An 18,480-nucleotide genomic window follows, 5' to 3' on the forward strand; every position below is an offset into this window, starting at 1 on the left:
GCGCCGGTGCGGGCGCCCCCGGGTGCCGGTGTCCCGTCGCGGCCGCCGCCGTCCTCGGGCCGCGGCCGCCGAACGGCCGCCACCGGCGCTCCGGGCGGGCGGCGGGCCGGCGGGTGAGCGGACGGGAGTACCCCGGGCCGGCCGCGGGCATCCGCAGGGCGTGGAGAATTCCGACGAAAAGCTCCCGCGGACGGCGGCCGCGCGCCGCGGGACCCCGTGGTGGTTCACCGTCCCCGCCGTCCTGCTCACACTGGCGGTCCTGTTCACCGTGGCGGGGCGGTTCGGCGCCCTGCCCGGCTGGGCCGGCCTCTTCGGCGAGGAGACCCGCGACCGCTCCGGGCCCGTGCTCCTCCAGTCCATCCAGGACCTCAGCCGTTACGAGGGCGCCGCGGGCTCCTACCAGATCGTGGTGGACCTGGAGAAGGACGCGAGATTCCTGCCGGACGCCATCCGCGGCACGCGCACGCTGTACGTGGCGGCCGGCACCGTCGGCGCGTACGTCGACCTGGGGAGGACCGGGCCCGAGGACGTCACCGTGGACGAGGCGCGCACCTCCGCCGTGATCCGGCTGCCGCGCGCCGTGCTGGGCCCGCCGGCCCTGGACCCGGAGCGGTCCTACGCGGTGTCCAAGCAGCGCGGCCTGCTGGACCGGCTCGGCGACCTCTTCTCCGACAACCCCAACGACGAGCGTGCCGTGCAGAGGCTGGCGGCCCAGCGGATCGGGGAGGCCGCGCGGGGGAGCGGACTCACCGAGAGGGCCGAGCGGAACACCACCGCGATGCTGAAGGGCCTCCTCGGTTCCCTGGGGTTCGAGCGGGTGACGGTGACCTACGGCTGACCCCCTCCGGGGCGGAGGACGGGCGGGAGCCCCGGCCGGGGGCGCCGCGGCGCGTAGGCTGCGAACCGGCTCGGCGAAACGGCCGGGCGGGCCGAACGAGGAGGAGCCGTCATGTCCAGACCGCCGCTGCCCGAGGACGCCGTCGCCGTGCTGCGCAAGCCGAACCCGGCCGTGCTGGCGACGCTGCGCCCCGACGGCCAGCCGGTTTCGGCGGCGACGTGGTACCTGTGGGAGGACGACGGCCGGGTACTGGTCAACATGGACGAGGGCCGCAGGCGGCTGGGCCACCTCCGCAGGGACCCCCGGGTGACGCTCACCGTGCTGGACGAGGGGTCCTGGTACACCCACGTGACCCTGGTCGGCCGGGTGGCGGAGCTGCGCGAGGACGAGGGACTGGCGGACATCGACCGGCTGTCCCGGCACTACCTCGGCAGGGAGTACCGGCGGCGCGACCGCGGCCGGGTCAGCGCGTGGATCGAGGTGGAGCGCTGGCATGGCTGGGGCGCCCTGAAGGACAACAACCAGGCGGTCTGACCCGGCGGGAACCCGGCCGGTGGGCGCCCACCGGCCGCGCCGGCCCGCCGCACCGCGGTGCGCCCCGTCACCGGCGCCCGCCCTCCGCCGCGGACCGGCCGCGCCCGCCCCGGCGGAGCCGCGCGGCGGCGGGCACCCGAGGGGCGGACGCGGGCCGTGTCCGGGGCGCCCCGCCCCGGCGTCAGGGACGGGGCCCGACCGTCCTCCAGCCGTCGCGCACGACGATGGCGAGCGCCGGGCAGGAGTCCGCCGCGTCCAGGGCCCGCTCGTCCTCGGCGATCTCGGTGCGGACCGGTACGGCGTACGCGTCCTCCAGCCGGAACAGGTCCGGGGCGAGGGCCGCGCAGATGCCCGAACCCATGCACGTCCCGGAGTCGACCCCGATCGTCCAGGTCATCGGCGTCACCACCCCACCGGCATCTCGCGCGGTCCGCGGACCAGCATCTGGTTCTTCCACACCACGTCCCCCGCGATGTGCAGGTCAGGGAAGCGGTCCAGCAGCGCCAGCAGCGCCTCCTGCAGCTCGACGCGGGCCAGGGGCGCCCCGAGGCAGTGGTGGACGCCGTGGCCGAACCCGAGGTGCTGCACCCCCGTACGGGTGATGTCGAGCCGGCCGGGTTCGGTGAACTTCAGCGCGTCGCGGTTGGCCGCCCCGACGGCGACGAGGACCGGCTCACCGGCACGCACCAGGGTGCCGCCCACCTCGATGTCCTCCGTGGCGTACCGGGGGAAGGCGGCCGCGCTGCCCAGGGGGACGAACCGCAGCAGCTCCTCCACCGCGCCGGCCACCAGCTCCGGCCGCTCCCTGAGCAGGGCGAGCTGGTCGGGGTTCTCCAGCAGCGCGTAGACGAAGTTGGGGATCTGGCTCGCCGTGGTCTCGTGCCCCGCGATCAGGAGCCCCACGCAGAGGTCGACCAGTTCCAGCTCGGTGAGCCGGTCGTCCGTGTCGCGGGCGTCGATCAGCGCGGTCATCAGGTCCTGGCGGGGGTTCTCCCGGTGGTCCCGTACCAGGTCGGACATGTAGGCGCGCAGCTCCTCGCGGTTGCGGAAGAACTCCTCGGCCGTCAGCGAGCTCGTGGAGAGGGCGGCGTCGCTCCACACGCGGAACCGCGGCCGGTCCTCCTCCGGAACCCCCAGCATCCGGCAGATCACGGCGACGGGGAGGGGCAGGGCGTAGTGCTCGACGAGGTCGACCGGGGGCCCCGCGGCCTCCATCTCGTCGAGGAGCCCCTGCGTCAGCTCCCGCACCTGCGGGCGGAGCTTCTCGACCCGGTGCATGGTGAAGGCCTTCGCCACGAGGGTGCGCAGACGGGTGTGCTCCGGCGGGTCCATGCTCAGGATGCCCGAGTCCTGCTGCGCCTCGGACTGCCGGGGCTCGTCGTGCCGCCGGGCCTCGGCCCGGCTGAAGCGCCGGTCGCCCAGGACGAGACGGGCGTCGGCGTACCGGGTGGCCAGCCAGGCGGGTTCGCCGTAGGCCATGCGGACGCGTAACAGGCCCGGCTGCTCCAGCGCCTCCACGTACGCGTCCGCGAGGTCCAGCCCCTCGGGTTCGTTGAACGGATAGGCGAGCGGCGTCTGTTCGCGCGCGGTCGTCACGGGCAACCTCCCTGGTGTAAGCAGTTGCTTACCAACCTAGAGTTGGCGACGGCGTCGGTCAACGGCGCCGGGGGATCCCGATCCAGGCGTGGTACGGCGGAAGTTGGGGGTGGCCGGGTGGACGACGGGACGCGGGCCGAGGCGGCGGGTCCCGGGGGCGGCGTACCGCTCCGGGGCCGGGCGGGCGGCGGGTCGACGCGGGAGCGGCTGCTCGCCGCCGCGTCCGAGCTGTTCGCCGAGCGCGGGTACGAGCGGGCGACCGTGCGGGACATCGCGGCCCGTGCCGGCGTCAACCAGGCCCTCCTCTTCCGCCACTTCGGCTCGAAGCGCGCCCTCTTCGGGGAGACGATGTCGCGCGGCGGCCTGGAGCGGTTGCGGGCCACCCCTCCCGACCGGCTCGTGGAGGTGATCCTGTCGAACATGCTCGCGCCCCCGCCGGACCGGGACGGCTCCGCGTCCGGGGCCGGGAGGTCCCTGGAGACGCTCCTGCGGTCGGTGGGGGCGCAGGACGAGGTGGCGGCGGCGCTCGCGTCCCTGAGCACCGACTACGCCCGCGTGCTCGCCACGGTGAGCGACGCCGACGACCGGGCGCTCCGCGCCGACCTCGCCCTCTCATGGCTGCTGGGCATCGGGCTGATGCGCGTGGTCGTCCGCAAACGCCCCCTGGCCGACGCGGATCCCGCCGAGGTCACCCGCCTCGTCACCGATGCCCTGGCCCGCCTCCTGGACGGCCCCGCCCCGCCGCCCGCGCCCCCCCACCCCCGGCCTCTGAATCCGGCCGTGCCGCCGCACGCCTCGGTACGGGTCCCCGGCCGCCCGGACGGCGCCCGCGGACCTTCCGTCCGCCGCTTCGCGCACCGATCCGCCCGACGCCCGCGAGCCGGCTCCGAGCAGCGCGGAGGAGAGGGGGCGCGGCCGGGAGCGGGCACCCTCCTGCCGCGGGGAGACGCCGGGCGCCGGCCGCCGCGCGGGATCAGCGGGGCGCGACCACGGCCGTGATCGTCCTGCCGTCGGCCGTCACCGTGACGGCGAGGCGGCGCTGAGGCGCTGGACGAGGGGCCGGCCGTAGCCCCCGGGAAGCGGCGGCGTCGCCACGCGGAACGGTGCGCGGCAGGACCGGCGAACGGTCGGTGACGCCGATGCGGACGGCGTGCGCGTCGAGCGAGGCGTGGAGGCGGCTGGCACCGCCGCCGTGTCCGAGACGTCGGTGACGAGTTCGGACGTCACCAGGAGGACGTCGTCGACCGCCGTCCCCGGGACGCCTCCATGTCTTTCGTCAGGCGAGGCGAGGGCTTCTCGGTCCGCAGAAGGTTCCGTCGCGGAGCATGGCGAAGAGGACGCTGATGCGGTGGCGGGCGAGGCGGAGGAGGGCTTGGGCGCGGGTCTTGCCGCGGGGCGGGCCGGCCCCCGCCGGCGAGGAGGCGGCGTACGCGGTCACGCGCCGCCGCCGCGGCGGCGGGGCGGTGCGCACGGCTCGTCGCGGTGTCGGGGGCCGCCACGCCCTCCTCCACTCCCGTCGTCTGCCCGCCGTCCCGCTTCGTCCGCCCACCGGGGCGGATCCGGTACCGGCCACCCGCCCCCGGGCACCGCCCGGGGGCGGGTGGCCGAGGCGGCCGCGGTCACCGAGGCGACGAACGTGAAGGACCGGGCCGTGTCGGTGATCTCCGGCAGCCGGACGACCGTCGGGCTCGGCCGGACCGCGAACAGCGGCACCCCGGCCGCCCGGCGCCGTTCCCCGGCCCGCAGGAGGACGTGCAGGAAGGACGAGTCGGCGAACGCGACCTGGGACAGGTCGAGGACCGTCCCCGCGGGGGCGTCGCCGGGGGCGGGGGCGAGCGCGCGGTCCAGGGCCTCGGCCGTGCGAACTCACCGCCGACGCGCACGATCCGTACGCCGGCGGCCGTCGACACCAGGACATCGGGTTCGCCGCTCGTCGGGGCATCATCCCACCGCCCGGCCCCGCCGGGGAGGGGAGCCGGGCGGGCGCCGCGTCCCCGCCGCCGCGCCCGCGACCGGCCGCCCCTCCCGCGTACGCCCCCCGCGTCCACCGCACGCCTGCGCCCGGTCGGCCGCGCGGCCGACCGGGGCCGAAACGGCCGGTGCGCCTCCGGCACCGGCTTGATAGCCCGGCGGCACCTGAGGGATGGTGGAGGGCCTTGTCCTTCGACGGAAGGTGGTGAGGCCCGACTGCCGGGTCTCCGCTCATGACGACTCACGAGGGCGTCACGCCCCTGCAACCAGCCTCCGCGTGCGGTGTGGCCACGTCGTGGGCCCACGCGCCGTACCCCGCCTTCGTCGCGGACGAGACCGGGGGGATCGTGCAGATCAACGGCGCCGCGGCCGCCCTGTTCCCCGGGGCGGTGCCGGGCTCCCCGCTCGCCGACGCCGTTCCCGGGTGGCTCGCCGACGCGCACCGCGACCTCGCCCGGCGCGGCGGCGGTGACGGGGTCCCGGGCCGCCCGGTCGGAGGCCGGCACGGCGACCTGGCGCTGGAGGCCCACCCCACGCCCGGCGTGGACGGGAACGTGGTGTGGTGGCTGATCGACGACACCGACCGGTTCCTCGCCGAGCGGGCCCTGCGGCACGAGCAGGAGCGGACCGCTTTCCTCGCCCAGGCGTCCACCCGGCTGCTGGCGTCGCTGAACGTGCAGCGCTGCATGGAGGTGGCGGTGGAGCTGGCGGCCGGGTACCTGGCGGACGCCGCGGTCCTGATCGCCCCGGCCAGCGGCCGGCGCCACCCGCTGGCCGGTTGCGTCGGCGGGGCGGCCGCGGAGTACCGGACGGCCCGCGTCGACCCCGCCGAGGTACCGGGCCTGAGCGAGGCCCTGCAGGGCTTCCCCCCCGTCCCGTCGCGGTGGATCGACCCGGCGTCGCTGCCCCCGTGGGCGGTGCCCGACGGTTTCGGCGGCCGGGCGGGCTCCGCGGTCGTCACCCCCCCTGCCCGGACACGGGGTGCCGGCCGGGGCGCTGATCCTGCTGCGGCACGGCGACCGGGCGGCGTTCGACGCGGCCGAGGAGGTCTTCGCGGGCCTCTTCGCGGCACGCGCGGGAGCGGCGTTGTCCGCGGCGCGGCTGTACACCGAGCAGGCGGGCATCACCGCCACCCTGATGGCGGAGCTGCTGCCGCCACCCCTGACGCAGGTCCGCGGGGTGGAGTTCGCCGGGGGGTACCGCCCCTCGAAGGACACCGAGCGGATCGGCGGCGACTTCTACGACGTGCACCCCGCCACCGAGGAGGGGCAGGAGACCCTGGCGGTGCTGGGCGACGTCTGCGGCAAGGGACTGGACGCAGCCGTCCTGACCGGCAAGATCCGCAACACCCTCCACGCGCTGTTCCCCCTGACCGGCGACCACGAGCACGTGCTGAGGCTGCTCAACAGGGCCCTGCTCAACAGCCGCCACTCGCGCTTCGCGACCCTCGCCCTGGCCTCCGTCGTACGCCGCGGAGGCAGGGTCCGGCTCCGGCTGACCAGCGCGGGCCACCCGCCGCCGCTGATAGTCCGGCACACCGGCGAGGTCGAGCAGGCCGACACCAGGGGCACCCTCATCGGCGCGCTGCCCCACGTCCGCGCCGAGACCGCCCATGTGGAGCTGGCGCCCGGTGAGACGTGCCTGCTGTACACCGACGGCATCACCGAGGCCAGGGGAGGCCCCCTCGGCGACGTCCTGCTCGGCGAGCAGCGGTTGAGCGCGGCACTGGCCGAGTGCGCCGGGATGCCGGCCGAGGCGATCGTCGAGCGCGTGCAGATGCTCGCCGCCGAATGGGTCGGCGGCAATCCGCACGACGACATGGCGTTACTGGCCATCACCGCTCCCAACGGAGCCCGGCTCACCGCCGTGGACGGCCGGACTCCGGGCAGGTACACGGCATGACACCGACCGGCACGGGGACCGCGGCCGTCCGCGGCCCGGACGACCGCCTGGCGCGGGCGCGCGCCGGGTTGTGGCTGGCCGTGCGGGCGCGGGACGAGCACGCCGCCGGCAGGGCCGTCTTCGACCTGCTGGACGAGGGGGCCGCGGCGGAGAGCGTACTGCTCGACGTCATCGCCCCGGTGCAGGCGAAGGTGGGGGCCGAGTGGGCCGCGAACCGCGTCACCGTCGCGCAGGAACACGCCGCCACAGCCATCCACGACCGGATCATCGCGGCGATGGCGCACCGCGACCGGCCTCCGGAGAGGGGACGCGGCCCGGGCCGGAACCGTGACGGTGGCCTGCGCGGACGGCGAGTGGCACGCCCTGCCCGCGAGGATCCTGGCCGAGGTGCTGCGGGGCCGCGGCCACCGGGTGGACTTCCTCGGCGCCCAGGTCCCCACCCCCCACCTGGTGGAGCACCTGCACCGGACCGCGCCGGACGTCCTCGCCCTGTCCTCCTCGATCACGACCCGGCTGCCCCGGGCGCACGCGGCCGTCACCGCCGTCCAGGCCCTCGGCGTGCCCGTCCTCGTCGGCGGCGCCGCCTTCGGTCCCGACGGCCGCTACGCCCGCCTCCTCGGCGCCGACGCCTGGGCGCCCGACGCCCGCGCCGCCGCGGACCTCCTCGCCCGGGGCGTGCCGCGGCCGCTCCCGGCGGCCCTGCGGCAGGTCGGCGACGACCTGCCGCACCTGACCGACCAGGAGTACACCCTGGTCACCCGCGCCAAACGCCGGCTGGTGAAGAACACCCTCGCCGTCCTGGAGGAGCGGCTGCCCGCCATGCGGACGTACACCGACGCACAGCGGGAGCGGACCGCCGAGGACGTCGCCCACATCGTGGACTTCCTCGCCACCGCCCTCTACACCGACGCGGCGGAGATCTTCACCGGCTTCCTCCGCTGGACCGGCGACGTCCTCGAAGCGCGGCACGTCCCCGCGACCGCCCTGCTGCCCGGCCTCGACGCCCTCGGCGAGGAACTGAAGGACTTCCCGCGGGCGCTGGGCCTCCTCTCCCTCGGCCGGGACGCCGTCGACGGCCGGCGCCCCCGTCCTTCGACCCCCGCCCCTGGAACGCCCACATGACCACCTCGCCCGACGACTCCCTCCGGCTCACCGTCACCGCCGGCGGTCGCGAGCCGTGCGTCGCCCTGGCCGGCGACCTCGACTACGACACCGCCGACGACCTGATGCGCACCGTGCGGGAGCAGCTGGCCGCGCACCCCGCTCCCGACGCCCTGCGTCTGGACTGCGGTCGGCTCGCCTTCTGCGACTCCACGGGCCTGGCCACCCTGCTGATGGTCCACCGCCTCACCACCGGCACCGGCACCGCCCTCCACCTCCACGACCGCCCGGCCTTCCTCGACCGGCTGCTGCGGCAGACCGGCACCCTCGACCACCTGGTCCGTCCGGACCGCGCCGACGACCAGGAGGCGGAGGCGCACACCGGCCCGCCTAGGCAGCCCTGACCGGCCGCGCGCCCGCCCGCGCCTCACCGCGCCGGGCCGGCCGCGCCCGGGACCGCGCCGGAGACGGCACACGCCGGGGCGGTGCTCCACCCGGCGGGCGCCCGCGTCCGCGCCCTTCCCCGCCGCGTCACCGGGCGGTGGCCGTCGCGGTTGCGGGGCCTCTACCGGACGGCGGCCGCCACGGTCGCGGGATCCTCGCCGGTCAGTTCCACGATGCGCTCCAGGGACACGCCGGCCGCGATCGCCCGGCCGAGGAGGGCGTCGCGGCCGTCGGTGTACTTCCGGTAGGCCAGGAGCTGTTCCTCGACGTCGGCGAGCGCCCCCGGGGCGCCGTGGCGCCGCAGCCGGCTCAGCTCCTCGTCGCCCAGGGGCACCGGAAGCCGCTCCGCCCGCTCCGGGATGGCCGCCGTCTCCTCCGGAGCCACCAGCCGAAGCCGCGGGGACGTCGCCGCGACGCCCTGCGCGTCGAGCCACGCCCGCACGGCGGGGGTCTCCATGCACGCGAGTTCGCCGACGGAGGCCGGCGGCACGCCGAGCTGCGTCGCCGGGTCGTCCAGCAGGAACAGGTAGGCGTCGTCGGTCACCTGTGGCTCCTTCGGGGAAGTGGTCGGGGCGTTCGCCGTCCTCCTACCCGGCCGTAGTCCGTTCATCGTCGGCGCGGGCCGGGCGTCACACCTCCGGCCGCCCGTCCCGGCCGAGGCGCGCGGCGGGCCGGGGGACGCCACCTCGCCCGGCCCCGCCCCTCGCGGACGACCGACCCGCCCGGCCGCGTCCGTCCGTGCCACACCGGTCGGCGGGCTCAGCCGCGCGGCGGTGCGCCGCCCGGCCGCGCGCCCGCGGAGGGCGGGACGGGCCCGTACGGAGCCGGCGCCCGGTCCGCCGCCCCCTCCCGCCCACCGGGCCACCGGGCCGGCGCGGTGGGCGGAGCGGGCCGAGGCGGACCGCTGACACTCCTTCGGCCGCCATGGCATCCGGGTTCGGGGGTATGCGGGCGTTCACGGCAAGAGGAGCCCGCGGCCCCGCACAGGGGCCGCACCGAACCACAGGAGGAGTTCGCCCATGTCGCAGGTCGAGGAATCCATCACGGTCGACGTCCCGGTCCGCACCGCGTACAACCAGTGGACCCAGTTCGAGACCTTCCCCGAGTTCATGGACGGCGTGGAGCGGATCGAGCAGATCACCGACACCCTCACCCGCTGGACCACCAAGGTGGACGGGGCGGAGAGGACGTTCGACGCCGAGATCACCGAGCAGATCCCCGACGAGCGGGTGGCCTGGACGACCGTGGGCGGCGATGTGAAGCAGGCCGGCGTCGTCACCTTCCACCGCATCGACGACACCACCACCAAGGTCATGCTCCAGATGGACTTCGACCCCGACGGCGCCGTGGAGACCGTCGGCGACAAGCTCGGCTTCGTCAGGCGGCAGGTCGCCGGCGACCTGAAGCGGTTCAAGTCCTTCATCGAGAGCCGGGGCGCCGAGACCGGCGCGTGGCGCGGCCAGGTCTGAGTCCGCACGCGCCCCGGCGCTCTGCCCCGCGCGCCGGGGCGGTCGCGGTGCGTACGCGGGTACCGCCCGGCCGACGGGCGGCCCCGCCGGGGACCCGGGTCGCCCGGGTCCCCGGCGGGGCCGACGCGGACACCCCGGCCCGGCGCCGGGCGGCAGCGGGCGCCGCGCCCGCGCCCCCGGGCCCGGAGCCACCCCCGCGGTACGGGTGGGTCAGCCGACCTCGCCCTTGAGGTATTCGTTCAGCGCCTGCCCCGGCCGCAGGACCGCCGTACCGCCCTCGAGGTGGAAACTGCCGAAACCCATGAGGGTGACGGTCCGGTCCCGCCGGAGCCCCTGGGCCAGGGCCCCGGCGTCCGCCACCGTGCCGAACAGGGCCTCCAGCACCCGCTCGACGTCGTCGGCCGAGACCTGGCCGCCGCGCTCCGCCGTCTTCCGGGCCGTTGCCTCCGCCAGTTCTGACCTGTCCACGAGCAGCTCCAAGATCCGTCACCGGGATGCGGGGAGGCCACGACCGCCGGAGCGGCCGGCCCCCTCCGACGCTAACGGCAGGACCGCCCGCCGCGCACAGCCACAGGCCACCGGCGCGGCCGAACGGGGCAACCGGCCCCTCGCACTCCGCACTCCGGGTGCGCCGTGGCCCGGGGACCGCCCGGTGCTGACGCGCGGTCTCGGGTACGGGCGCCCCACCGTCCCCGGCCACGGCCGGGGGCGTGCGGCCGCCCGCCTCGCCCGGACCCTCCGAGGTGGTCCCCGCACCGCGCGTGCTGGACCCCGTGCCCCTCGGCGAGGCGCCGTGGCGCTGCGACGTGGGACCCGCCGAGAGGCGGTGGCACCGGTTCCCCGCGCCGGTGGGCCTCCCGCGACCGGACCTCGCGGACCGGCCCCGGATCCCGTACGCGGGCCCGCCACGGGCCGCATCGCCCCGTGAAGCCCGGGGACGCCCCGGTGCCGAGGCCGCCGGGGAGACGGACGCCGAGCCCGCCGGAGGTCAGGGCTCCGGCGCCCTCGAATCCTCCTCGGCGTGGGGGAGGGCCGTGTGCCCCTCCGCCCAGTTGTTCACCCAGCCGCACACGCCGCACGCGTACCGCCCGTTCAACCCCGACACCTGCGATCCGCACGCCGAACACATCGTCGTGGTGATCTCCGGCGTCGTCTGCGTCGCCGCGGTCCGCTCGGGCTCCGGTTCCCATCTACTGGTCATCGCCGGAAGAACCTACCCCTGCCGGCGGGGGCGACGCGCTCGACCAGCCGCACGCCTGAGAACACACCCAGCCACCACCCTGCTGCAATGCGGGCGCACCACACCGTTGGCAATTCACCAGTGATCCTCCATCCGGGCTACGCCGACCCTCGGTCCTGCTCGGCGACCAGACTCCCCCGGCCGGTACGGCCACGGGAAGGGTACGGACGGCAAAAGGTTCCCGGGACCGGACCGCCGCCGCCCGTGCCCGTCCCGGTGACGGGACCGCCACCGCCGGCGCGCGGTGCCTCTCGCCCTCAGGGGCGCGGCAGCCGCCCCCGCGCCCGTGGCGGCGGGCGTCGCGCCCCTCCCCGCGCGGTGTGCGCGCTTCTCGGGCCCGGAAGCCGTCCGGCCCACCGCGTCGTCCCGGCCCATCGCGCCGACGGGGGGACCGGGCGGGCGAGTTCCGCCGAGGGCGGGGCGCCCCGGGAGGACGGGCGGGGCGCCCGAGGAGGGGCGGAGGCCGACCGCCGCGCCCGGCAGGGCACGGCGAAGGCCCTTCACGGCCTCACACCGTGCCCTTTCGGGGTGAACGCCCTGATCAACGCGGCCATGGTGTCCGGCGCGCTGTAGTGGGCCGCGTGCGCGGCGCCCCCGACCTCGGCGATCCGCCCGTCCACGACCTTCCGCGCCACCCTCCGCACCCAGGCGCCGGACGCGACGGGGTCGCCCGCTCCGCGGACGACCAGCGTCGGCACCCTGATCCGGGCCAGGTTGTCCTCGAACGGCCCGGCCGCGTCCCGCAGGGCGTGGCGGAAGGACGCGGCGAAGCGGAGCGGACCGGTCAGCAGGTAGTCGGCCGTCGCCACCGCGAGCAGGGAGAGCGGTTCCCGGGGCGCGTCCGCGAGGAGCCGCCCCACCTGGCACCAGGCGGGCACGTCCGGGTCGAGCGCCGGCCCGATCAGCACCGTCCCGTGCACCAGACGGGGGTGGCGGGCGGCGAAGGCCGCGATGACCTGGCAGCCGACCGAGTTGCCCACGAACAGGCAGGAGGGCAGGGAGAGCCGCCGGTGCCAGCGGGCCATCGCGTCGGCGGTCGCCCCGATGTCCGGCGCACGGCGCACGGCGGCCCGCGACCGCGCGTTGCCCGGCAGGTCCGGTACGAGCACGCTCGCACCGCCCGCCGCCAACCGCCGTGCGAGCGGCACGAAGTACCGCCCCGAGAGCCCGAGGCCGTGCACCAGCACCACGGCCGGCACGCCCTCGTGCGGCGAGGGACCGAACCGGCGGGTGAAGAGGCCGGTGTGCCTTGTCTGTTCCATGTGTCCACTATCGGGTCGCGGAAGCCGCCGGCGGGGAGGCCGCCGGCCATGGACTCCTGCCCGCTTCGGGCCGCCCTCATGAGGGGACGGGGCTTCCGGCACGACCGTTCCCTCCGCGGACCCGGGATCCGGTACGGCGCCGTGCGCCCGCGCGGTCCCCGCGCGTCGCGGCCGCCCCGGCAAGGCGCGCTCTGCGACCGCCTGCTGACGCCACGCCGGCCGCCGCCGGCGTCCCGTCGGGCGGCGGCCACCGCGCGGGCGGGCGACCGGGAGCCCCGCGACCGCCCCGGACCGGCGACGCCGGGGGAGTGGGGGCGCCCGCGCGCCGCACCCGGGAAGCCCGGCACGGCCACCGGCCGTTGCACTCTGGGACGGAGCGATTCGCGTACGCGCGCCACGCCGCCCATGCGATGAGGAGGACCCCATGGACGCCGCCGGTGAGGGACGGCAGCAACTGGACGCGGTCAGCGTCCTCAACGCGAGGAGAACGCTCCTGCAGCTCCTCGGCCGGGCCGGGATCTCCTCCGGCGAGGCGGAGGAACTGGTCGGGTCCGTCGAGGCCGGTGCCCTCGCCCTCGCGCACGAGGAGGTCGGCGCGGGCGGCCGGAGCGCTCCGGGGGGCAAGGGCGAACCCTACGAGTCCGGCTGGCTCGACGGGGCCCGGGCCGTCGTCGACGAACTCGGCGACCTCGCCGCACGGGCCGCGCGCCGCGCCGTCGCCTCCGGGCCCCCGGCCTCCTCCCCGGGCCGGCGCCCTCCGGCCGGGAGGATGGAGGTGGAGCGGGCGAAGGCGGCGGTCGTGCCCCTCTACCTCTCCTTCACCACCGCTTCCGACCTCGATCCGGAGGTCTCCGACCAGGTGCTCGCCGCCGTCCTCGAGACCATGGGCCCCGGGGAGCGGGCCGGGTACGCGGGGCGGCTGGCGGAGTTCGCAGAGGCCCACCGCGTACGCCTGGAGCGGCTATACGCGCAGTACGGACCGGGCAGCGCCACCGCGGTCCACGGCCGGTACTCCCTTCTGCACTCCCCCACCAGTCCCGCCGTACTGGAGCGGCTCGCCGCCGCACCGGAGGCGCTGCGGGAGGAGTGGGACGCGGCCGAACTGCCGCCCGCGTGGCTGGAAGGGCTCTCGGCGACCTGGGACCGGGCGGCCTGACCGGTGGCCGCCCGGTGGAGCGGGACCGCCGGAGGGCCGTTCCCGCCGCCGGCGCTTCCGCCTCCTCAGCCCTTCCGCTTCCCCTCGGAAGGCCTTCCCTCACCCGGCGGCGGTTCGGCCGCCTCACGCCCCGGCCCCCCGGCGTCCCGGCCGTTCCGCTCCCCCTGGCCGTCCCGTTCGCCCCGGCCGCCCGCGTCGTACGGGCGGCCGGGGTCCGCCCGGGGCCGGGTGGCGGAGGCGGGGGCCCGCCGGTCACCGACGGCCGGACGGTCCTTCCCGGACGATCCCGCGGTGGCGCGGGAAGCCGCGGACGGCTCGGGGGCGGGGGCCTGCGCGGTGGGCGAGGGGGAGGGGCCGGGGAGAGGCTCCGGGGAGGGCGCCGGCTCCGCCGTGGCCTGGCGCGCCGGCCGGGAGGCCGCCCCCTCCGCCTCGGTGGGCTGGCCACCGATCGAACCGGTGAGCGTGACCGCGAGAACGGTCAGCACCGCGCCGGCCGCCAGCACGGCGCGGTCGGTGCGGAGCCGGGGGCCTGCGGGGGTGGCGGGACGGCGGGCGTCCGGCCTTCCGCCGGTCCCCGCCCCGCCCCTCCGGCCGCCGCCGGCGAGGGTGGTCACGGGGAACGGCCGCAGCGTGACGTCCCCCGTCCCCTCCCCGCTCCCCCCGCTCCCCCCGCCCTCCGCGGTCCCGTCCCCGTGGGGGGACGGGACCGCGGAGGGCGCGTCCGGCGGTACGGCGGCCAGCGCCCGCGAACAGGCGGCGGCGTCCGGCCGGTCGTCCTCGTCCGACGCCGTCATGGCCGCCACCAGTTCGGCGAGGTCGCCCGGCAGGTCCGGCGGGACGACCGGGGGCCGGTGCAGCCGCGCGACGGCGGCCTCCAGGGGGACGCCCGGGTACTCCACCTCGCCCTTCAGGCACTCCAGGAGGACCAGGCCCAGGCCGTAGACGTCCGCGGCCGGACCGGCCCCGCGCCCGAGCACCTGCTCGGGCGCCACGTACGCCGCGGTCCCCACCAGCGCGCCGGCGGCGGTGCGGGTGGTGGAGTCGAGCAGCCGGGAGATGCCGAAGTCGGTCAGGTACGGGGCGCCCGACCCGTCCAGGAGGATGTTGGAGGGCTTGACGTCGCGGTGGACGACGTGAGCCGCGTGCACGTGTGCCAGCGCCGAGGTCAGCGCGGCCCCGATGCGGCGGACCTCGGCGGGATCCAGGGGGCCCGCGGCGATGCGCCGGCGCAGCGTCGTCCCCTCGACGAGCTGCATCACCAGATAGGGCCGGCCGTCCTCCTGGCCCGAGTCGTACACGGTCACCAGACCGGGGTGCTGGAGCTGGGCCAGCAGACGGCCTTCGTCGGCGAAACGCTCCTCCGGTTGGCCGTCGCCGTCGGGACGGAAGACCTTGACCGCCACCGGCCGCCGCAGCCGCAGGTCCAGCCCTTGGTACACCTCGGCCGTTCCCCCGTGTCCGAGCAGTTCGTCGAGGCGGTAGCGGCCGGCGACCACGTGGGCCGTGAGCCGCCAGTCCGGTGGGGTCGACCACGGGCGGACCTTCATCTGTGCTCCCTGCGCTCTGCCGTCACCTGCCGTCGTCCGCCCGCCCACCCGCCGTCGTCCCGGCATGTCCGGTCCGTGTCCGGCCCCCGCCTCCCGGCGGCCCCGTCGTCGGGCCGCCCGGCCGCAGGCCCGTCCGTGTGCGAGCACGGATTACGCGTGCCCCCTGAGTCCGCGGGCATCCGCCGACCCGGCGGGCAATCCCGAACCGGTGGGGCGCGGGACGCCGCCGTCCGGCCGCCCGTACCCGGAGGACGGCGGAACATCCCGCCGCCGAAGCGCGGACGCGCTCCTGCCCCGCGCACTCCACGTGCTCTGCGCGCTCGGGGCGCTGCTCGAGCGCGGCAGGACCGGCCCGCCCGGTGCGGCCCCGGTACGCGGACGGCCGGCCACCGCCGCGCCCCGGCCACCTGCCCACCGGTACCGCCCGGCGGGGTGTGCGCACCACCGGCCGTGCTCGCCCCGCCGGACCGGGACCGGCGGCACCGGGCGCCGAACGGGCGTCGTCGGACGCGGTGCGGGTGCGGTCGGGAGCCCGGAAACGGAACCGCCTCCGCCACCGGGGCGCGCAAACCCGTGAGAGGGCGGCGCCCCGGTGACGGAGGCGGTCACCGAGCGGTTCCGAGGGGCGGCGGGTGCGGCCTCGACGAGCGTGCACGGACTCACCCGGGCGGACTCCCGCCCGCGAACGGCCGCAGGTCGAGGCGGTGCGTCACGGCAGCGGGCCGGAGCCGGGGACGCCGCCCCGGGAGTGTCCGGAACCCGGCCCCACCACCGGTGTGCGGGCGGGCCGTCCGCCGGAGCGGGCGGACCCGGGGGCCGACGGGTGGAAGACCGTACGGCTGCCGGCGGTGCCCGTGCCCGTGGAGCGGGCAGCCGGACCGAATCCGCCGGAACCGGCGGCCCCCCTCCTCGCCGGCGGCCCTTCCCCGGTCCACCGCGCCGGCCCCGTGCCGTCGCCTACCGTTGCGGGGCCCCACACGCCCGTCGCGCCCCCGGCGGAGCGGCCGGGGGCGTTCCGGGCCGGTGGAGGGGAGCGGGCCGCACGGTCAGCGGTGCTCGTGGTGGCGGGGGAAGAGCATGTCGTTCACCACGTGCACCAACTGGGTCTCCTCCTCCTTGACGTTCTCGGAGCAGTCGATGTTGTTGTCGGCGGAGGAGAGGTTCGGCTGGTCGAGGACCTCGATGACGTCGCAGCTGACGACCTGGCTGCCGTTGTCGAACTTCTTCGTGTCGTCGTCGGCCGCCTGGGCGGTCCCGGCGGCACCGCCGGCAACGGCCAGAGCGGCGAACGTGCAGGCCAGGGTGTTCCTGAACTTCATGGTTGTCTTGCCCTTCGAGAACTTTTCCTTGGGTGCGCCGATGGGGAGCCGCGCAGTCGACCACCGGTCAGGGTGCACGGACCTCTTCGCCGTCACGGCGTCGATGTCCGCAGGGCGCCCGACCCGTGCCCACCACCAAGCGGTGAACGAAGCGCCGTCCGGGAAGGTATTGCTCCGAGTGGGTAGCGCCGGTGCCCTTCCCCCTCCCGAGCGCCCCGCGCGCAGCCCCCTCCCGGTACCGCCGCCCCGCCGTGGAAGGGGCCCGCGTGGAGCGGAACCGCACACGGCGGACGGTACCGGCGGCCGCCGCCCCGCGCGGGCCGGCGCGACCGACGGCCCCGTGGCCCCGCCGGCAAGGCCCCGTGCCGAGGGCCGGCGCCGACGCCTCCCGTCCGGGCCCACCGCGTTCCCGGCGGCCCCGCACCGCCCCGGCACCGTACGGACCCCGCCGCGAGTCGGCAGGCATACTGGACCGGTGAACACCCCGAGGGCATCGTGGCGCAACACCACGCACGACTGGGCGAGCGGGGTGGACTTCGACCACCTCGCCGGTGTCCGCCGGGATCCGGCCGCGTTCGCCCCCGGCGGGGTCCGGCACCTGATCCTCGAAGTCGTCGCCTACGCGGCCGACGAGGCGGAGTCCAACGGCGGCGGACGCTGCACCGTCACGCTCCACCCCGACGGTTCGGTGTCCGTGGCCGACGACGGGCGGGGGACCGACACCCGCCTCGACGAGCACGGCCGGATCGTGCGGAAGCCGATCATGGCGTCGAAGGACCTCCGGTTCTTCGACCACCCCGACGCGCGGTCGCTCCCCGACGGCCGCCCGCGCCGGGGCATGTCCGTCGTCGCGGCGCTCAGCGAGTGGCTCCTCCACACCAACCGCCGCCGGGACGGGGCCTGGACCCAGCGGTACGAGCACGGCGTCCCCGTGACCGGCCTGGAACCTGTCGCCGGCGACGGCACGACCGGGACGGTCGTCCGCTTCCGCCCGGCCGAACCCGTGCGTGCGGCGGGCACGCCGACGGGGGACGAGCTCGTCCGGTACGCCACGTCCTGGCGGCACCTGTCCGTCGAGGTCGACGACCGGCGTGCCGGCTGACCCTTCCGGCCGCTCCCGCCCCCGCCCGCGCCGGAGGGCTCCGCCCCGACGGCGGCGGCGAGGACGTGGCGCTTCCGGCGCGTCCCGGTGCGGGGCTCCCGGGCCCCCGCGGAGGAGGCCCCGGTGAGGCCGGTGGCGTCCGGGGCCGGCCGCTTCTCGTCGGCGGCCGCCCGCAGCATCGCGAGCGCCGGCTGGGCGGAGAGCCTGCCCGGCCGTCACCGCTGCGGCGGCGGCCGGCCCCGGGCGGCGCTCAGCCCTGCAGGCGGCCCGCGATGTCCGCCAGATGGCGGCCCTGGTAGCGCGCCGCTTCGAGGGTCGCCCCGTCCGGCCCCTCGCCGCCGCCGCTGGGCCAGCTGGTGCCGTAGGGGTTGCCGCCGGCGGCGAAGAGCAGGGGGTCGGTGTAGCCGGGCGGGACGATGACGCAGCCCCAGTGGTAGAACACGTTGTTCAGGGAGAGGATCGTCGACTCCTGGCCGCCGTGCCGGTTCATCGCCGAGGTGAAGCTGGTCACGGGCTTGTTGTGGAACACGCCGGCCTGCCACTGCCCACCGGTGAGGTCGATGAACTGCTTGAGCTGGGCGGTGACGTTGCCGTAGCGCGTGGGTGTGCCGAAGGCGTAGGCGGTGGCCCACTCGAGATCCTCGAGCGTCGCCTCGGCCACCCGGTCCTTCGTGGCGTCCACGTGCGCCCGCCAGGCGGGGTTGCCGTCGATGGCCTTGTCGGGCGCGAGTTCGGCCACCCGCCGCAGCCTGACTTCGGCACCCGCGCCCTCGGCTCCCTCGGCCACGGCCTCGGCGAGCGCGTGTACGTTTCCCGTGGCGCTGTAGTAGACGACAGCGACTCGAACACCCATCAGCTGCTCCTCGAGCATCGGTCTTTACGATCCATGGGTGCCCATGCCGGGACGACTCTCACGGTTACCGCCGAACGACCGCCGATCGGACGCATCTGCGCCGTGGCGCCGGTGTACGGGCGCCCGGTGGTCCGACCCGGGCGGGC

General features: G+C 76.9%; 17 protein-coding genes and 3 pseudogenes. 9 read left to right on the forward strand and 11 right to left on the reverse strand.

Going from position 1 to position 18,480, the window contains the following annotated elements:
• Window positions 1–160 precede the first annotated feature (160 nt).
• Together LUW75_RS23835 and LUW75_RS23840 are read left to right on the forward strand one after the other, a co-directional pair.
• Window positions 161–838 (forward strand): DUF4230 domain-containing protein, encoded by a 678-nt coding sequence (locus LUW75_RS23835; RefSeq protein WP_250337445.1) that lies wholly within the window; start codon window positions 161–163, stop codon window positions 836–838.
• Window positions 839–949: 111 nt separating this feature from the next.
• The gene (locus LUW75_RS23840; protein WP_250337446.1) at window positions 950–1,372 is read left to right on the forward strand and encodes a TIGR03618 family F420-dependent PPOX class oxidoreductase; all 423 of its coding nucleotides are present in this window, start codon (window positions 950–952) and stop codon (window positions 1,370–1,372) included.
• A 181-nt stretch (window positions 1,373–1,553) separates the two neighbouring features.
• On the opposite strand, the gene LUW75_RS23845 is transcribed toward LUW75_RS23840, so the two are convergent.
• Window positions 1,554–1,769: a ferredoxin gene (locus LUW75_RS23845; protein ID WP_250337447.1), complete on the reverse strand. Its 216-nt coding sequence runs from the start codon at window positions 1,767–1,769 to the stop codon at window positions 1,554–1,556.
• 5 nt (window positions 1,770–1,774) lie between these two features.
• On the reverse strand, window positions 1,775–2,968 hold the full coding sequence (locus LUW75_RS23850; RefSeq protein ID WP_250337448.1) for a cytochrome P450: 1,194 nt from the start codon (window positions 2,966–2,968) through the stop codon (window positions 1,775–1,777).
• Window positions 2,969–3,085: 117 nt separating this feature from the next.
• Between LUW75_RS23850 and LUW75_RS25085 the strand changes: the two genes are divergently transcribed.
• Window positions 3,086–3,967: a TetR/AcrR family transcriptional regulator gene (locus LUW75_RS25085; RefSeq protein WP_462933777.1), complete on the forward strand. Its 882-nt coding sequence runs from the start codon at window positions 3,086–3,088 to the stop codon at window positions 3,965–3,967.
• A 277-nt stretch (window positions 3,968–4,244) separates the two neighbouring features.
• On the opposite strand, the gene LUW75_RS23860 is transcribed toward LUW75_RS25085, so the two are convergent.
• Window positions 4,245–4,406, reverse strand: a complete 162-nt coding sequence (locus LUW75_RS23860) for a hypothetical protein (protein ID WP_250337803.1) — start codon at window positions 4,404–4,406, stop codon at window positions 4,245–4,247.
• Window positions 4,403–4,819 (reverse strand): annotated as a pseudogene (locus tag LUW75_RS24810) (STAS domain-containing protein); the annotation flags it as partial. The pseudogene LUW75_RS24810 and the gene LUW75_RS23860, both read right to left, overlap by 4 nt.
• 353 nt (window positions 4,820–5,172) lie before the next feature.
• Here LUW75_RS24810 and LUW75_RS23865 point away from each other — a divergent pair.
• The 3 genes and pseudogenes from LUW75_RS23865 (at window position 5,173) to LUW75_RS23875 (ending at window position 8,346) form a co-directional block, all read left to right on the forward strand.
• Window positions 5,173–6,841: pseudogene (locus LUW75_RS23865) on the forward strand (PP2C family protein-serine/threonine phosphatase).
• Window positions 6,838–7,963: pseudogene (locus tag LUW75_RS23870) on the forward strand (cobalamin B12-binding domain-containing protein). Before LUW75_RS23865 ends, LUW75_RS23870 begins: the two co-directional pseudogenes overlap by 4 nt.
• Entirely contained in the window at window positions 7,960–8,346 is a 387-nt protein-coding gene (locus LUW75_RS23875) for an STAS domain-containing protein (RefSeq protein WP_250337449.1), read from the forward strand. Before LUW75_RS23870 ends, LUW75_RS23875 begins: the two are co-directional and overlap by 4 nt.
• A gap of 161 nt (window positions 8,347–8,507) precedes the next feature.
• On the opposite strand, the gene LUW75_RS23880 is transcribed toward LUW75_RS23875, so the two are convergent.
• Complete coding sequence (locus LUW75_RS23880; protein ID WP_250337450.1) at window positions 8,508–8,930, reverse strand: DUF6003 family protein; 423 nt, start codon at window positions 8,928–8,930, stop codon at window positions 8,508–8,510.
• A gap of 475 nt (window positions 8,931–9,405) precedes the next feature.
• On the opposite strand from LUW75_RS23880, the gene LUW75_RS23885 reads away from it, so the two are divergent.
• Window positions 9,406–9,855 (forward strand): SRPBCC family protein, encoded by a 450-nt coding sequence (locus LUW75_RS23885; protein ID WP_250337451.1) that lies wholly within the window; start codon window positions 9,406–9,408, stop codon window positions 9,853–9,855.
• A 210-nt stretch (window positions 9,856–10,065) separates the two neighbouring features.
• Here LUW75_RS23885 and LUW75_RS23890 read toward each other — a convergent pair whose 3' ends face one another.
• The 3 genes from LUW75_RS23890 to LUW75_RS23900 form a co-directional block, all read right to left on the reverse strand.
• Window positions 10,066–10,323, reverse strand: a complete 258-nt coding sequence (locus LUW75_RS23890; RefSeq protein WP_250337452.1) for an HU family DNA-binding protein — start codon at window positions 10,321–10,323, stop codon at window positions 10,066–10,068.
• Between the two features lie 520 nt (window positions 10,324–10,843).
• On the reverse strand, window positions 10,844–11,056 hold the full coding sequence (locus LUW75_RS23895) for a hypothetical protein (RefSeq protein ID WP_250337453.1): 213 nt from the start codon (window positions 11,054–11,056) through the stop codon (window positions 10,844–10,846).
• Window positions 11,057–11,595: 539 nt separating this feature from the next.
• Complete coding sequence (locus LUW75_RS23900) at window positions 11,596–12,357, reverse strand: alpha/beta fold hydrolase (RefSeq protein WP_250337454.1); 762 nt, start codon at window positions 12,355–12,357, stop codon at window positions 11,596–11,598.
• Between the two features lie 424 nt (window positions 12,358–12,781).
• Here LUW75_RS23900 and LUW75_RS23905 point away from each other — a divergent pair, with 424 nt between their 5' ends.
• Window positions 12,782–13,513, forward strand: coding sequence for a hypothetical protein (locus tag LUW75_RS23905; protein ID WP_250337455.1), 732 nt, complete (start codon window positions 12,782–12,784; stop codon window positions 13,511–13,513).
• A 65-nt stretch (window positions 13,514–13,578) separates the two neighbouring features.
• On the opposite strand, the gene LUW75_RS23910 is transcribed toward LUW75_RS23905, so the two are convergent.
• Window positions 13,579–15,060: a serine/threonine protein kinase gene (locus tag LUW75_RS23910; protein WP_250337456.1), complete on the reverse strand. Its 1,482-nt coding sequence runs from the start codon at window positions 15,058–15,060 to the stop codon at window positions 13,579–13,581.
• Between the two features lie 1,046 nt (window positions 15,061–16,106).
• Window positions 16,107–16,379, reverse strand: coding sequence for a hypothetical protein (locus tag LUW75_RS23915; protein ID WP_250337457.1), 273 nt, complete (start codon window positions 16,377–16,379; stop codon window positions 16,107–16,109).
• Between the two features lie 475 nt (window positions 16,380–16,854).
• On the opposite strand from LUW75_RS23915, the gene LUW75_RS23920 reads away from it, so the two are divergent.
• Window positions 16,855–17,481, forward strand: a complete 627-nt coding sequence (locus LUW75_RS23920) for an ATP-binding protein (protein WP_250337458.1) — start codon at window positions 16,855–16,857, stop codon at window positions 17,479–17,481.
• A gap of 250 nt (window positions 17,482–17,731) precedes the next feature.
• Here LUW75_RS23920 and wrbA read toward each other — a convergent pair whose 3' ends face one another.
• Window positions 17,732–18,334, reverse strand: coding sequence for an NAD(P)H:quinone oxidoreductase (wrbA, locus tag LUW75_RS23925; RefSeq protein WP_250337782.1), 603 nt, complete (start codon window positions 18,332–18,334; stop codon window positions 17,732–17,734).
• Between the last annotated feature and the right edge of the window lie 146 nt (window positions 18,335–18,480).

This window comes from Streptomyces sp. MRC013, assembly GCF_023614235.1.
Classification (GTDB): Bacteria; Actinomycetota; Actinomycetes; order Streptomycetales; family Streptomycetaceae; genus Streptomyces.

Bases quoted from the DNA above. Each gene is read 5' to 3' on its own strand.
- LUW75_RS23840 (WP_250337446.1), top strand. From the start codon at position 950: ATGTCCAGACCGCCGCTGCCCGAGGACGCCGTCGCCGTGCTGCGCAAG.
- LUW75_RS23845 (WP_250337447.1), bottom strand. From the start codon at position 1,769: ATGACCTGGACGATCGGGGTCGACTCCGGGACGTGCATGGGTTCGGGC.
- LUW75_RS23875 (WP_250337449.1), top strand. From the start codon at position 7,960: ATGACCACCTCGCCCGACGACTCCCTCCGGCTCACCGTCACCGCCGGC.
- LUW75_RS23885 (WP_250337451.1), top strand. From the start codon at position 9,406: ATGTCGCAGGTCGAGGAATCCATCACGGTCGACGTCCCGGTCCGCACC.
- LUW75_RS23895 (WP_250337453.1), bottom strand. From the start codon at position 11,056: ATGACCAGTAGATGGGAACCGGAGCCCGAGCGGACCGCGGCGACGCAG.
- LUW75_RS23900 (WP_250337454.1), bottom strand. From the start codon at position 12,357: ATGGAACAGACAAGGCACACCGGCCTCTTCACCCGCCGGTTCGGTCCC.
- LUW75_RS23905 (WP_250337455.1), top strand. From the start codon at position 12,782: ATGGACGCCGCCGGTGAGGGACGGCAGCAACTGGACGCGGTCAGCGTC.
- LUW75_RS23910 (WP_250337456.1), bottom strand. From the start codon at position 15,060: ATGAAGGTCCGCCCGTGGTCGACCCCACCGGACTGGCGGCTCACGGCC.
- LUW75_RS23915 (WP_250337457.1), bottom strand. From the start codon at position 16,379: ATGAAGTTCAGGAACACCCTGGCCTGCACGTTCGCCGCTCTGGCCGTT.
- wrbA (WP_250337782.1), bottom strand. From the start codon at position 18,334: ATGGGTGTTCGAGTCGCTGTCGTCTACTACAGCGCCACGGGAAACGTA.